The following is a 12,856-nucleotide window of genomic DNA, read 5'->3' on the forward strand; positions in this document are numbered from 1 at the left end:
AGGAAATCCTCATCTAAAAATCGAATCATGCATATAAAAAGGAGGGCTTACTATGTCATATAAGCAAAAAACACTACCTCACGACGGCGATGTCGATGCGTTCATCGAATCCGTCGATTCTAAAACGAAAAAACAGGATGCCTACCGCTTACTCGACATTTTTCAAGAAGAGACGAAGGAACCACCAGTCATGTGGGGACCATCTATGATTGGATTTGGTGAGTACCACTATAAATACGATAGTGGACATGAAGGCAAGGCCTTCCAAGTAGGGTTTAGCCCACGAAAGGCGAAGATTAGTCTCTATTTTGCAACGGGAGATCCAGAGCGCGACGAACTCCTTCAACATTTTGGTAAGCATACATCAGGGAAGTCATGTGTCTACATCAATAAATTAGCTGATGTAAACGAGGACATTTTACGAAGTTTGATTCGCCAATCCGTCGCTTTTTTAACCAACACCTATCCTCCAAAGCCTTAATCTATGGATAAACAAAAAAAGAGGTCCGACAACGAATTACTTCGCCAGACCTCTTCCTAAAATTAACTATTACTGTCACGCCTAAACTCGAAATAAACAAACCCATCCTCTTGATCAAACGTTTGTTTAAATCCAGCCTTCTCTAAAACACGCTGTGAACCCACGTTGTCCGGCAACGTTTTCGCACGCACAACTGTGGCATCGACGCGAGCCAGTGCGAGCCGAACGCCCTCTGTAGCGTAGCCTTTTCCGCCAGAATCAGCGCCGACACGGTAGCCGAGATCACCAACGCCATCAACGATATCCGTCACATTCACTCGCCCAACGATCTGACCATTTTCTTTAAGAAGAAAGAAGGAAGACGTTCCGTCAGCTTGTTCGGCAAGTAGCGCATCGTGTCGCTTTAAAAACTCGTCCCACACAAAGTAACTCTCTCCGCGAGATGGGACGTATGCTTCGAAAAAGGCTCGGTTATCTCGTTCGAACGCGAGTAAATTCTTTGCATCTGCTTCTGTTAAACGTTCTAATGAAAGGCTCATGCTATAACGCATCCGCACCTAGACGTCGGGCGCCTAGATAGCGTGAGCTCCAGTAAGAATTGTCCATGCTCGTGATGGTAACACCAGTCGAAGACCCAGAGTGAATAAACTGGTCGTTCCCCATATAGATTCCGACGTGCGAAGGACCTTGCCTCGTTTCGAAAAAGACTAAATCACCAGGCATAGGGGAGGAGACGGCATCTGTTGCGTCCCACATTTGTGCCGTCGTGCGAGGCAGGGACAGACCGTTGTCCTTAAACACTTTTTGAATCAAGCCACTACAGTCGAAGCCTGTGATAGACGTGCCACCCCACTTGTATGGTGTGCCGATATATCGCTTCGCATCGTTAATAACGGATGTCGCCAAATTGCCAGGAGCGCTCGAAGGCGCTGGCGCTGTTAGCTTAGCCGTTGGTATGTATGGCGCTGTTGCAGTTTGCAAATTAGCGACGGAGGTGCGAGTGTGCTCGTACCCTAAAGACCCAAGCGTCCTAGGACCGGCCACACCAAAAAAGTTACCGCGCGCGTGCGAAATACCATGTGATTCTTGATAGGCACGGACGGACTGAAGTGTCTTGCTACCAAAAATGCCGTCGATATTCGAGCGGCTGTTATACCCTTTTTCTGCCAGAGCAGTCTGAAGCTGTTTAACGAAATCATTGCGATCGCCAAGCTTCATCGAAGGCATTTTAAGTTGATTAGTCGTAGATGAAGCTACTGTGATGGGTGAATTCTGCATCAACGTTCTCACCTTTCTTCCAAAAGATTGATCATAAGCACGACGAGTTGTTTCTTATAGACTATGACGAATGGCGTCTCATTACAAGAGACGAAAGTACTTAACTGGGTTAAAATGGACATATCTAGACAAATACATACAAAGGTTGTGATCGAATGATGAAGGTAGCGCTACTAAGTAGATGGCATGTGCACGCGGATGATTATCAAAAGCAGGCAGAGGAGCATCCGGAAGTCGAGATCGTAGCAGTGTGGGACGAAGATACGACGCGCGGAGCCGTGTGGGCTCAGGAGCTTGACGTAGCGTTTTATGAGCAACTAGACGACGTGCTCGCGCAAGACGAGATAGATGGCGTCATCGTCGCTACGCCAACGACGGCGCACACCGACATCATTAAACGTGCTGCGCAGGCCGGTAAACATATCTTTACGGAGAAGGTGCTTGCGGAGACAGTCGGCGAGGCGGAGGAGATCGTTGCTGAGGTGACAAAAGCCAACGTTTCGCTTGTTCTTTCCCTGCCGCGATTAACAGAGAGCTATTTCCTTTCAGCACAAAAAATACTGCGAGATGGTCGCATTGGCAGCTTAACAACTGTAAGATGCCGGATGGCACACGACGGATCTGTTCCTTCTGAGACACATGCAAACGGCTGGCTTCCAGATAGCTTTTATCATTTGCCTGATACAGGTGGCGGGGCGTTTATTGATCTTGGTGCGCACCCAATTTACTTGACGAATCGATTAGCTGGACCAGCTGTCTCCGTTCAAGCTCACTTTCAGGAGTTTGAGCAAAGAGGCGCGGATGATGTAGCAGCAGCGATTGTTGCTTATGAATCTGGCGCATTAGGGATTTTAGAAACAAGCTTTTTGTCAGGTGGTAGCCCCTTTCAATTAGAGCTTTATGGTACAAAAGGAACAGTCATGATTGAAGGCACAACAGTTAGACTTCGAGAAGGTCGTGGAGAGTGGCAGGACGTAACGGATCAGGTGCAAGCAGATCCAATGCCATTTGAGCAGTGGGTTGCTTTAGTCGAGTCCGGTGTTGCGCCTACTATCACAGAACGAGATATGCTTGCTTTAACAGAAATTAATGAAGCGGCAAAGCTCTCTCATAAAGAAGGACGGCGTGTGAATGTGGTGGAGCTACGTTAACGAATGTATAAAAATTAAAAAACACTTTACAATTTCTTAATAGATAAAAGACCTCCCTATGGCATAATAAATACAGCATAATAGGGAGGTTAGAATCATGTCTTTAGTAATGGTGGAGAAAGAACTTTCGCGGACTGTCGCAAAGGTTCGTTCTGTTCCTCGGATTCATATGGATAGTATATGCTCAGATGCAATGGACGTATTAAAACAGCAGGACGCGGATTGTTTTCTTTTGACGGACGGGTCAAAAATCGTGGGCTACATGATGATCTCAGGCTTTTATCAAATGATGGGCTCGCGGTTTGGTTATAGCCTTTACGCCAACAAAAAAATCTCTTCTCTTGGAATGAAACAAGTGTTAATGCTTTCTGCAGAAACTAGCTGCGCGGACATGATTGATGAAGCCCTTGCTCGTCCTGTGGGTGATCGATACGACGTTATTTTCATCCGAAATGGGTCGAGTATTGGATATGTCACGATCGCCGATTTACTGGAGCTCTCGGCGCAAACGCAAAAGGAGATGCAGCAGGAGCAGGTGGCTTTATTCCGTAAAATGGAGAGCCGAACGCTACATATTCAAGGGGATGCGCACGAGCTTCGTGAGGTCAATCATCGTGGTAAGGAGCTAGCGGAGAAGATGAGCGATCGCGCGGATGCTGGCTCTGATCAGGTGGAGCGGGTTTTGCGTCACGTTAAGCGTCAGTGGCAACACGTGAATGAGCAGCAGGCAAATGTAACAAATTTAGGTGAGAAAATTGAAGTGATCCGAGGCGTTGTAGATACGATTGAGGAAATTGCGGATAAAGTGAACATCCTCTCATTGAACGCTGCCGTTGAAGCGGCGCGTGCTGGTGAAGCAGGACGTAGCTTTTCTGTTGTAGCAGCCGAGGTTCGCAAGCTTGCGGAGGCATCTAAGCAGTCTGCCTCCTCGATTGAAGGGGTGATCGCGGACATTATTGCCTCTATTCAAGACACGTCTACTAAGCAAAATCAGACGCAGACACAAATGGCTTCGTCGAAGGAAATGATAGAGGAGTTGCATCGTTCCTTTAACATGCTTCAAGAGGACATCAGTGGGTTCATGACAGAGCTTACGTACATGTGGGAAAAAGGGCACTCCGTGTCCGAAAAAGCAAATGAAACGCACCACTTTTTAGAGAAAGTACAGGAGATGTCTTAATTTAGATGTTTATGAATGAGGGAATTAGGAAAACTAATCTGTATGACAATGCAGAAGGAGGGCCTCATTCATGTTAAGAACAATCTTAATGGTTATTGGTGCGCTAGTTGTCATCAGCTTACTTATCAGCCTTTTATAATATCTACTTAGGTTAAAGAAATAGCAATTATCCCCCGTTGGCAGTTGGAGCCGACGGGCCTTTTTGTTTATGGAGCGGTGTGGCGCAAACGCCATTTCATTCGATGCAAAACACAGACCAAGTGACGCATACGAACTCTCACTTTAATAAATAAATTGGAATCAGAGGGAACTACTAACATTCGAGAAACGATCGAACAAACCTAACCAAAGCGAAACCCTTACGGAAATAAGCACGAATTTTCAAGCCGTGATACACTTGATATATCAACTATCAAGGAGGAGTTTTACATGGCACATCATACTCATGACAACCATAAGCACGAGCACTCTCTTTCCTGCGGACACACAAAGATTCGTCACGATGATCACATCGACTACATTCATAATGGTCATCTTCATCACAAGCATGAAAATCACTGGGATGAGTGTAAAATTGACGTTTCTGACAAAAATCCAGATAATTGCGCGCCTATTGAGGCAAACTGTGACCACCATGAAGACTGCGGTCACGAGCTCGTACCACACGGAGATCACTACGATTACCTCGTAAATGGTCGCCTGCATCACGTACACGGTGATCACGTAGATGATCACGGACCAGTGGACGTTCTTTAAAGAATAAATAAATCTATCGCAGCAGCTTGTTCAAGCGAACAGGCTGCTTTTCTGTGCAATGGATCAACCGTTTAAAAGCGTTAAGACCCACTATTGGTCCCACACAATTTGACAGTTTCCTGCCACACTTTTCACCCGAAATATGCTATGATTTGCATACGTGAAAGTTTAAGGGGGATATGACGTTGGCAGAAGAACAACAGAAAAAAGGCTCGTGGCTCATGCCAATCATTTTGGCAGTAGGGGTGGCCTTACTCGTTCGGACATTTTTCTTTGCACCATATGTCGTCGAAGGAGCATCCATGCAGCCATCGTTATTTGACCGCGACCGCATCTTAGTAAATAAAACAACGACTTGGCTCGGTGAATTCGAGCGAGGAGACATAGTCATTATTCAAGACGAATCGAATCGCCATTACGTAAAGCGTGTCATTGCGATGCCTGGTGAAACACTTGAAATGCAGAATGGCACGCTCATGATTGACGGGCAAAGCTACACAGAGCCTTACCTTGATGAGATGCTTCAATACTCTGAGACTATAGAAGAGACAGTTGTACCAGACGGCGAGTTTTATGTCATGGGAGACAATCGTGGCAATAGCCTAGACAGCCGTAATCAATTAGGTACAATCGATGAGGACGACATCGTCGGCAAATCCGTCTTTGTATTCTTCCCCTTTTCAAATGTTCAATTAACAAATTAATGATTTTCAACACAAGCTACCGAGATGTATTCGGTGGCTTTTTTGTTTTTTAGAAACCACGGTGACGAAAGTCTACATGTGGAGATTTTAGAAGGCTTGCATGTGATTAATTTAAATGAATTTCTTCTTTTGTGTAACGTTAATGGCTCGTAGCAGACGAAGGTCTTAATGACGTAGAGGAACATAACTTTGACATGCGGAACATAACCCTAACCAACTCCCTTCCCCCACATTCCCTTGTTTTCCTAAACATGAATCGGACCGGTTTTCCTCACACTAAGAGGGAAGGTAGGTGAGAGGATGTTGGTGGTGACGGATTTAACGAAGCGTAGAAAGGAAAAACGATGGACATATCAACGACGCGTGCTCCGAGCGGTATCTTTAGAGCAACTCAGGCGTGACGTCGTAACCCGATTTTTTGCACACGTTGACATGCTCGAGGACCGCAAAGAATGGCGACTGCTCGACGCCTGCATGGACATAGGCGTAGACGCATACCTGTTAGGCGCCGAATACGCACGGTTTGGTTATTACGGCGAGAAAGAATTTTTCGTCTTACAGCGCTGTGCCTCAGACGTCCAGCTGTTCATCGACGACGTCGTCAACCAGTGCGAGCTATGCTATGCCGAAGACATTGCGACAAAAGACCTCGCCACCGCGTTCATTTATGACTGGTGGCGTCAAGGTTTCACTGAAGGCAAAAAATGCTTCACCCTCCATCGGAATAAATAGTGCCAAGCCCCCCTATATATAGAAGGACAGGGGGGACGCCGATGAAACGCATCATATACGCAAGCCTCGCGCTAATTGTACTCATCGTGCTTTACATGCTTTTTATGCGAGAAGAAATAAGCAACGACAACGAATCTGTAGGTTTTACCTTACCTCTTTCTGGAATGGTGATTGTGTTGGATCCTGGACACGGTGGCGTCGATGGAGGCGCCGTCTCCAAATCCGGTTTAGTGGAAAGTGAGGTTACACTAAATATAAGTCTTCTTCTACGCGATTTCCTCCAAGAAGCTGGAGCAGTTGTACTGATGACTAGAGAAGCAAATAATGACTTAGCAACAGACGCAGGCTCTATACGTGGGCGTAAAACAGAGGATCTGACGAAGCGAGCGGCATTTATTAAAGCGGCAGACGCGGATTTATTAGTTAGCGTCCATGCAAACGCCATTGCCGAGGCACAGTGGCGCGGTGCACAAACGTTTTATCATTTGCAGGTAGAGGAGTCGGAGGTGCTTGCTAAGTCCATTCAAGCATCTCTTGTTTATCAGTTGGAAAACACGGCTAGAGAAGCAAAGCCAATTCATCATGTCTACGTGCTCAAGCACTCGGCCATACCGTCCGCGCTCGTCGAAGTGGGATTCTTATCGAATCCAGAGGAGGCGGCGGAGCTTGGCACCGCCGACTACCAGCAGAAAGTTGCCGCGTCGATCTATGAGGGCATCATGACATATCGAATGATAGAAGCACGAAAAACAGACGGTTAGCCATCATCCTAATTAAGGCAATACGGTTCGAAGAACGCTTACATCTATGCTATAATGGACAGCGTAAAAGAATCGTATTCAGTTGCAAAGGATGGTGTTTGTGTGATTACGGAAGAGCAGGTACTAAAAGCGTTAGAGGATGTACAAGATCCTCATTTGCATACATCACTGATCGAGCTTGGATCAGTAAAGGAAGTAAAAATTAAGAATGGTCTCGTAAGCCTAAAGCTTGCGATTGCACAGCCAGGAACGGCCGAGCAAATGCAACTTCAGCAGGAGATCGTATCCGTATTAAAAACGGCAGGAGCGGACTCTGTAGGACTTCGTTTTGAACAGCTACCTGACGACGTTGTTGCGAAGTTTGGCGGCGAAGAAGAGGAAGAGAGTCGTTCTCTATTAGATCGTGGCGATAAAACAACCTTTATTTCTGTCACAAGTGGTAAGGGTGGCGTAGGGAAATCGACGGTGTCGGTAAACCTCGCTGTCTCCCTCGCGCGTCAGGGCAAGAAGGTCGGGATCATCGACGCAGATATCTACGGGTTTAGTGTGCCAGATATGATGGGAATCGATACGCGTCCACGTGTGGAAGGCGAGCGAATCTTCCCTGTAGAGCGTTTTGGCGTTCAGGTTATTTCGATGGGCTTCTTTGTCGAGGATAACTCGCCGATTATTTGGCGTGGTCCGATGCTCGGTAAGATGCTGACAAATTTCTTTAACGAAGTAGAGTGGGATGACCTCGACTATCTCATTCTTGATTTACCACCGGGAACGGGCGATGTTGCGTTAGACATTCACTCCATGCTCCCTCAGTCGAAGGAGATCATCGTCACAACACCACACGCGACAGCCGCGTTCGTCGCAGCACGTGCCGGTGCTATGGCAATTAAAACACAGCACGAGATCTTAGGTGTGGTCGAAAATATGGCGTACTTCGAAAGCAAGACGACAGGCGAAAAGGAATATGTCTTTGGTAAAGGTGGCGGCCAAAAGCTTGCCGAAGAACTAAAGTCGGAAGTCCTTGCTCAAGTACCACTAGGTCAGCCAGTCATTGACGAAGACGATTTCGCTCCATCTATCTATGCAGAGGACCACCAAATCGGTAAAATCTACACAGAGATGGCGCAGGAAGTTATTAAGCGCACAACAGAATAAGCACCTTAACCCCTCTCGCCGCTGGCGAGAGGGGTTTGTTTACTTTGTCTAAGGGCTTTAATGGAGAAGTTAAACAATTTGGGACAATCGACGAAAGGTGACGCGCAATCACGCATTCGCAAGCTCTTGGAACTCCCTAAATTTATCCACCAATATCCATGCCCATTCCGCTATCTTCTTCAGGAGAAGTACCACTTTCCCCGGTGCCACCGCCTTGACTACTTTCATCGCTTAGACCGTTATCGCCGCTACTGCCTCCACTGTCTCCACCGCCTCCACTGCCTCCACCATCATTACCCTGACCAGACTGCTCTGGTACAAGCTGCTTTTTAGCGATTTCCTCTAAGATAGACGATACGCGAGCCATAAATAGAGGGCTTTCCATCGCCTCTCCTACGATCACTTGAATTTGCTGTCTGTAAGGGGGAGTAGCTAAGAGGGACATATAATTTTGCTCCATTTGGGGATCCATAAGGATGTTTTCCATCATTTGCTGGTATTCAGGATCTTTCATAAGACCTTTTAATAATTGCTCATTCTCATCTTTAATCTGAGTTGCAAACGTTTTGGCAAACTCCGGATCCTTCATTACCTCGGACCAATACTCTTTGCCCTCCTCCGAGGCGAGGGTTTTTTGAACGGTCTGCGCAACAAAAGCATCGTCCATGACAAGTGTTTCTCTCATACTATCTTCAGAAAGGACTTCCTGAAGCGCTTTTTTACCATCTTCGGTGTGAAGCATATCGACCATCATTTTTTTTGTTTCTTCGTAGTCAGGAGAAGAAGATTTTTCCTCCATAGCAGCACAACCAGTTAACAGGACAACGATACAACAGGCAATCCATACTTTTCGCATCAAACTGGCCCTCCGATTCTTTCTTTTAGTTATAGTTTGCTTAAAGGGCCACCATTATATGCGAAAAGGTGAACAATGCGTGAAAACGGTTGAAAGGTCTAGCTCGTTGAAAGGACGTTTGGTACAATGTACGGTGGACACATATGCAATAGGGGGAAAGCCTGTGAATTCACGTAAAGTAGTGTTTTTATTCAACTCGACGCTGTTAATTGGGACTGGCTTCGGGTTTTTAATGGGATTTGTTCTGGATTTCCAGACACATATTAATGATATAGCGAACTTTAGCTTTGGTGGCCTATTTACGATTGCCATCACAGCGGCTATTTGGACCGTTATCGCACAGATGGGATTCTTTGCGTATTTAACGATCCACCGCTTCGGCCTCGGTATTTTTAAATCCACAAGCCTGTGGAACAAGGTGCAACTCGTCATCATCGCGTTTGCGCTTTTCGATTTAATGTTTTTCCGCCATTACTTCTTCGCAGAAGAGGGCGAGCTCGTCTATGGCTATGCGATTATGCCACTTTTACTACTCGGTTACGCGCTTATCGTCGCGTACATTAAGGTAAGAGAGACAGATCGATCAGCGTTTATTCCAACGATCTTTTTCATGGTCGTCGTGACTTCGATCGAATGGATTCCTGCTCTCCGCGAAAATGATATGACATTCCTGCTTAACGCAATTGTTGCGTTACTTGTAGCCAACACGTGGCAGATTCTCGTCCTACATCGATTACACAGACAGCCTAATGGCAAACAGCCAAACGTGGCAGCTGTGCAACAGAGAGAAGAGAAAGAACTTCAGGAAAGAAAGCAAGAAGCATCTGCTAAAAAGAAGAAGAAGCGCCGTAAAAAATAGGTCGCAACCAAAAGAAGCCTCCGATACAACGATCAGAGGCTTCTTCTCTTTACATTGCTTCGTCTAAATCCACGTCGGCGCCTGACACGAGTCGAGAAATAGAAACGAAATGATAGCCCTGCTCGCGAAGACGTTGTAACACGATTGGCATGGCTTCTGCGGTTTCTGTCGCAGAATCGGAGGCATGAAAGTGTAAAATATCGCCGTTTTGAATGTTGGTTGTGGCTGTTTCAACGATCGCCTCCACGCCTGGTTGCTGCCAGTCGTTTGTCTGGACGCTCCAGTGGATAACCTGATAGCCCAAATCCTGAGCGACGCCTAGCACACGGTCGTCGAAGCTCCCGTTAGGCGGTCGGATCAGAGTAGGCTCCTCTTCGGTGAGCTCCGTTAGCACGCGGTGGGCAGTGAGCATGTCTTTTTTAATATCCTCAAGCTCCCAGGTTGTATAATGCTCGTGTTTGTACCCGTGGCTACCGATTTCGTAACCGGCGTCGACGATTTTTTGCACGAGCTCAGGATGGCGCTCGGCCCACGCAGCCGAGAGAAAGAATGTCGCCATATCAATCTTTTCGGCCTCAAGTGCTGCGAGGATTGGCTCGAGCTCTTGATCGCCCCAGCTAATATCAAACGTGAGGGCGAGCTCGGGCTTTTCGGCTTCAACCCGATGTAATGCGGCTGGCTTGTCCTGGTCAGAAAAAACGGGGAGACTCGGCGCCTCCATGTAGACGATCCCGGCGGTAAAAAACGCTGCTAACACAAAAAAGCCAAGGCGCTTCCAGTTGCTTGCATTTATCACCCAAAATAGATTCATGTTTTGACCCCTCTCAACGAGACATATAGTCGATTTCTATGCGCCTTAGAGGGCTTGTATACCAGTATTTTTTCGGCGAAAAAAAATAATGTAGAATTTTATCAAAAAAGTTGCGAGAAACGCTTGAAATTTGGTTTGAAAGATAGTAATATAACAAATGTTCCATTTGAGAGAGATCTAGTGACGATAGCAGAGAGGTCACACCCGTTCCCATGCCGAACACGGAAGTTAAGCTCTCTAGCGCCGATGGTAGTTGGGGGCTGTCCCCCTGTGAGAGTAGGACGTTGCTGGGCACTCTTGAGTGGAACGCATCTATATTTTTTCTACCCAATAAGTAAGTCATGAAGGTCTTATTATTCCACAGTAGCTCAGTGGTAGAGCTATCGGCTGTTAACCGATCGGTCGTAGGTTCGAATCCTACCTGTGGAGCCATCTGCTTCCTTAGCTCAGCTGGTAGAGCGCATCCATGGTAAGGATGAGGTCAGCGGTTCAAGCCCGCTAGGAAGCTCCACAAATAGCTTCGCCAATTACTTTTATCCTGGCCCGTTGGTCAAGTGGTTAAGACACCGCCCTTTCACGGCGGTAACACGGGTTCGAATCCCGTACGGGTCACCAACATATTTTTATGTATAAAACTTCATTAGCATCACATACTATGCTGGCCTAGCTCAATTGGTAGAGCAACTGACTTGTAATCAGTAGGTTGGGGGTTCAAGTCCTCTGGCCAGCACCATTTTATGTGTAGGGCTATAGCCAAGCGGTAAGGCATCGGATTTTGATTCCGTGACTCGCAGGTTCGAATCCTGCTAGCCCTGCCATTTTTCTTTTTTTAAGAGAAATGGTGCTACACATTGATTGCAGGAGCCATTAGCTCAGTTGGTAGAGCATCTGACTTTTAATCAGAGGGTCGAAGGTTCGAGTCCTTCATGGCTCACCATTTTTTATCTTGCAACATACATACTTTGTACGACAAGCAGCAACAGCTTGCGGGGCCTTAGCTCAGCTGGGAGAGCGCCTGCTTTGCACGCAGGAGGTCAGCGGTTCGATCCCGCTAGGCTCCACCAAATACATAATAAGCACTTTAGACGAAGTCGTCTGGAGTGTTTTTTTTATGTTTTTAGAGTGACATGTTGGAGGTCAAGTGCAGGACCTCCGATCCTCCTACGCTCTCGGCTGGCGCTTTAATATTTAACTGCTTAAGATCGGACTAGTTTTAATAAGGGTGGGGAGTCAGCTCTGCGAACGCCCTTCGACATTAGCAGGGTCAGGGCCTGAGCCTACTCGTCGGACAGGAGTCGACTGTCGTCTCCTCCTAAACGCCCTTCTGCGTGGTCTCATGCCCTGCCTATTCCTGCTAATTGTCTCCGGGCATTCTCCGAGTCTGCCTCCTCTTTTTTAGGAAGAGATATGAAAGTTGAGACGCCAGCCTTCGCTCCGAAGGACCAGAGGGGAACAGTTCTCTCATTACAAAACTCTTTTATTCTTAATGATATTACCAGGCGAAAGGTCGTTGCCTAGCTTTTGGAGCACTCTGTAGTTTAGTAATGAATCTCGTTCGCAGTACATTTATCTTGTATATGGTACATAAACTTTTTATACGGTACATAAATCTCGCGTAGCGTACATTTAGTAGAGGAAGTAGCCCTTAAGGTACATTCATTTCGAATACGGTACATAAAAATCTTAATTGCCAAAGAGCCACTTATCAAAACCATTATTTCAAACAAAATGAGAGCTTTCCCACAAAGAGGAAGGCTCTTTTCTTATGCTCTTTTAAATCAAACAGAGAGGTGGCAGACCCGGAGGACATTCGGAGACAATCCATAGGGGAAAGAGGTCTTTGAGATCCCACAGGAGGCGTCTAGAGTGAGACGGCAGTCGAACTCTGCCGACGAGGAAGCTCAAAGACCGGCCCTATGGATGTCGTAGAGTGTCTGGAGGGCTGACAGCTCGGAGAGAAGATTTAAAACGAGTTAGCACTTGATCATCCTAGCCCGAAGGGCTGCTCTTAAAACTAGTTGGTACTTAATCAACTCACCTCGGAGAGGTGATGCTCGATCCAAACAAAAAAGCGAAGCCGCTTAAGGCTTCGCTCGAATAGGTTCACTGTAGTGAATTAGATGTATAATTTATGG

At 46.7% G+C, this 12,856-nt stretch carries 13 protein-coding genes, 7 tRNA genes and 1 rRNA gene; 17 read left to right on the forward strand and 4 right to left on the reverse strand.

The annotated features are described in order from the left end of the window. Positions 1–52 precede the first annotated feature (52 nt). Complete coding sequence (locus FLK61_RS01875) at positions 53–481, forward strand: DUF1801 domain-containing protein (protein ID WP_176007856.1); 429 nt, start codon at positions 53–55, stop codon at positions 479–481. A gap of 62 nt (positions 482–543) precedes the next feature. Here the strand turns inward: FLK61_RS01875 and FLK61_RS01880 are convergent, their stop codons facing one another. Both FLK61_RS01880 and FLK61_RS01885 read right to left on the reverse strand, forming a co-directional pair. Further along, positions 544–1,020 carry a GNAT family N-acetyltransferase gene (locus tag FLK61_RS01880; RefSeq protein WP_176007857.1) on the reverse strand — a complete coding sequence of 159 codons (477 nt, stop codon included), beginning with the start codon at positions 1,018–1,020 and terminating at the stop codon, positions 544–546. A 1-nt stretch (position 1,021) separates the two neighbouring features. Continuing rightward, entirely contained in the window at positions 1,022–1,759 is a 738-nt protein-coding gene (locus tag FLK61_RS01885) for a C40 family peptidase (RefSeq protein WP_249777658.1), read from the reverse strand. A 155-nt stretch (positions 1,760–1,914) separates the two neighbouring features. Here FLK61_RS01885 and FLK61_RS01895 point away from each other — a divergent pair, with 155 nt between their 5' ends. The 7 genes from FLK61_RS01895 to FLK61_RS01925 all read left to right on the forward strand — a co-directional run bounded on the left by FLK61_RS01895 (position 1,915) and on the right by FLK61_RS01925 (position 8,195). Beyond that, positions 1,915–2,910 carry a Gfo/Idh/MocA family protein gene (locus FLK61_RS01895; RefSeq protein WP_176007858.1) on the forward strand — a complete coding sequence of 332 codons (996 nt, stop codon included), beginning with the start codon at positions 1,915–1,917 and terminating at the stop codon, positions 2,908–2,910. 97 nt (positions 2,911–3,007) lie between these two features. Beyond that, positions 3,008–4,090, forward strand: coding sequence for a methyl-accepting chemotaxis protein (locus tag FLK61_RS01900; RefSeq protein ID WP_176007859.1), 1,083 nt, complete (start codon positions 3,008–3,010; stop codon positions 4,088–4,090). A 429-nt stretch (positions 4,091–4,519) separates the two neighbouring features. After that, complete coding sequence (locus tag FLK61_RS01905; protein ID WP_176007860.1) at positions 4,520–4,846, forward strand: hypothetical protein; 327 nt, start codon at positions 4,520–4,522, stop codon at positions 4,844–4,846. Between the two features lie 179 nt (positions 4,847–5,025). Beyond that, positions 5,026–5,550, forward strand: a complete 525-nt coding sequence (lepB, locus tag FLK61_RS01910) for a signal peptidase I (RefSeq protein WP_176007861.1) — start codon at positions 5,026–5,028, stop codon at positions 5,548–5,550. 300 nt (positions 5,551–5,850) lie between these two features. Beyond that, on the forward strand, positions 5,851–6,282 hold the full coding sequence (locus FLK61_RS01915; protein WP_176007862.1) for a DUF2521 family protein: 432 nt from the start codon (positions 5,851–5,853) through the stop codon (positions 6,280–6,282). Positions 6,283–6,323: 41 nt separating this feature from the next. Continuing rightward, complete coding sequence (gene cwlD, locus FLK61_RS01920) at positions 6,324–7,043, forward strand: N-acetylmuramoyl-L-alanine amidase CwlD (protein WP_176007863.1); 720 nt, start codon at positions 6,324–6,326, stop codon at positions 7,041–7,043. A 102-nt stretch (positions 7,044–7,145) separates the two neighbouring features. Further along, on the forward strand, positions 7,146–8,195 hold the full coding sequence (locus tag FLK61_RS01925; RefSeq protein WP_176007864.1) for a P-loop NTPase: 1,050 nt from the start codon (positions 7,146–7,148) through the stop codon (positions 8,193–8,195). 142 nt (positions 8,196–8,337) lie between these two features. Here the strand turns inward: FLK61_RS01925 and gerD are convergent, their stop codons facing one another. Continuing rightward, entirely contained in the window at positions 8,338–9,051 is a 714-nt protein-coding gene (gene gerD, locus FLK61_RS01930) for a spore germination lipoprotein GerD (protein WP_176007865.1), read from the reverse strand. Positions 9,052–9,214: 163 nt separating this feature from the next. Between gerD and FLK61_RS01935 the strand changes: the two genes are divergently transcribed. Further along, positions 9,215–9,910, forward strand: coding sequence for a KinB-signaling pathway activation protein (locus FLK61_RS01935; protein WP_176007866.1), 696 nt, complete (start codon positions 9,215–9,217; stop codon positions 9,908–9,910). 49 nt (positions 9,911–9,959) lie between these two features. Here the strand turns inward: FLK61_RS01935 and pdaB are convergent, their stop codons facing one another. Continuing rightward, a complete protein-coding gene (gene pdaB, locus FLK61_RS01940) occupies positions 9,960–10,721 on the reverse strand; it encodes a polysaccharide deacetylase family sporulation protein PdaB (RefSeq protein WP_176007867.1) in 762 nt (253 codons plus the stop codon). A gap of 176 nt (positions 10,722–10,897) precedes the next feature. On the opposite strand from pdaB, the gene rrf reads away from it, so the two are divergent. From rrf to FLK61_RS01980, 8 genes are all read left to right on the forward strand, one after another. Then, positions 10,898–11,014 (forward strand): 5S ribosomal RNA (gene rrf, locus FLK61_RS01945). Between the two features lie 64 nt (positions 11,015–11,078). Beyond that, positions 11,079–11,153, forward strand: a tRNA-Asn gene (locus tag FLK61_RS01950). 3 nt (positions 11,154–11,156) lie between these two features. Beyond that, positions 11,157–11,232 (forward strand) — tRNA-Thr (locus FLK61_RS01955). Positions 11,233–11,261: 29 nt separating this feature from the next. Then, positions 11,262–11,336: transfer RNA gene (locus FLK61_RS01960), tRNA-Glu, on the forward strand. A gap of 42 nt (positions 11,337–11,378) precedes the next feature. After that, a tRNA-Thr gene (locus FLK61_RS01965) sits at positions 11,379–11,454 on the forward strand. 10 nt (positions 11,455–11,464) lie between these two features. Continuing rightward, positions 11,465–11,539: transfer RNA gene (locus FLK61_RS01970), tRNA-Gln, on the forward strand. A 43-nt stretch (positions 11,540–11,582) separates the two neighbouring features. Further along, positions 11,583–11,658, forward strand: a tRNA-Lys gene (locus FLK61_RS01975). Positions 11,659–11,709: 51 nt separating this feature from the next. Next, a tRNA-Ala gene (locus tag FLK61_RS01980) sits at positions 11,710–11,785 on the forward strand. Positions 11,786–12,856: the final 1,071 nt, after the last annotated feature.

The sequence above is a fragment of the Paenalkalicoccus suaedae genome, assembly GCF_006965545.2.
In the GTDB taxonomy this organism is placed as follows: Bacteria; Bacillota; Bacilli; order Bacillales; family Salisediminibacteriaceae; genus Paenalkalicoccus; species Paenalkalicoccus suaedae.

What these genes read in the sequence shown, in the direction of transcription:
- FLK61_RS01885 (WP_249777658.1), bottom strand. Translation starts at nt 1,759, where the DNA reads ATGCAGAATTCACCCATCACAGTAGCTTCATCTACGACTAATCAACTT.
- FLK61_RS01880 (WP_176007857.1), bottom strand. Translation starts at nt 1,020, where the DNA reads ATGAGCCTTTCATTAGAACGTTTAACAGAAGCAGATGCAAAGAATTTA.
- FLK61_RS01875 (WP_176007856.1), top strand. Translation starts at nt 53, where the DNA reads ATGTCATATAAGCAAAAAACACTACCTCACGACGGCGATGTCGATGCG.
- lepB (WP_176007861.1), top strand. Translation starts at nt 5,026, where the DNA reads ATGACGTTGGCAGAAGAACAACAGAAAAAAGGCTCGTGGCTCATGCCA.
- FLK61_RS01915 (WP_176007862.1), top strand. Translation starts at nt 5,851, where the DNA reads ATGTTGGTGGTGACGGATTTAACGAAGCGTAGAAAGGAAAAACGATGG.
- FLK61_RS01905 (WP_176007860.1), top strand. Translation starts at nt 4,520, where the DNA reads ATGGCACATCATACTCATGACAACCATAAGCACGAGCACTCTCTTTCC.
- FLK61_RS01895 (WP_176007858.1), top strand. Translation starts at nt 1,915, where the DNA reads ATGATGAAGGTAGCGCTACTAAGTAGATGGCATGTGCACGCGGATGAT.
- FLK61_RS01900 (WP_176007859.1), top strand. Translation starts at nt 3,008, where the DNA reads ATGTCTTTAGTAATGGTGGAGAAAGAACTTTCGCGGACTGTCGCAAAG.
- pdaB (WP_176007867.1), bottom strand. Translation starts at nt 10,721, where the DNA reads ATGAATCTATTTTGGGTGATAAATGCAAGCAACTGGAAGCGCCTTGGC.
- gerD (WP_176007865.1), bottom strand. Translation starts at nt 9,051, where the DNA reads ATGCGAAAAGTATGGATTGCCTGTTGTATCGTTGTCCTGTTAACTGGT.
- cwlD (WP_176007863.1), top strand. Translation starts at nt 6,324, where the DNA reads ATGAAACGCATCATATACGCAAGCCTCGCGCTAATTGTACTCATCGTG.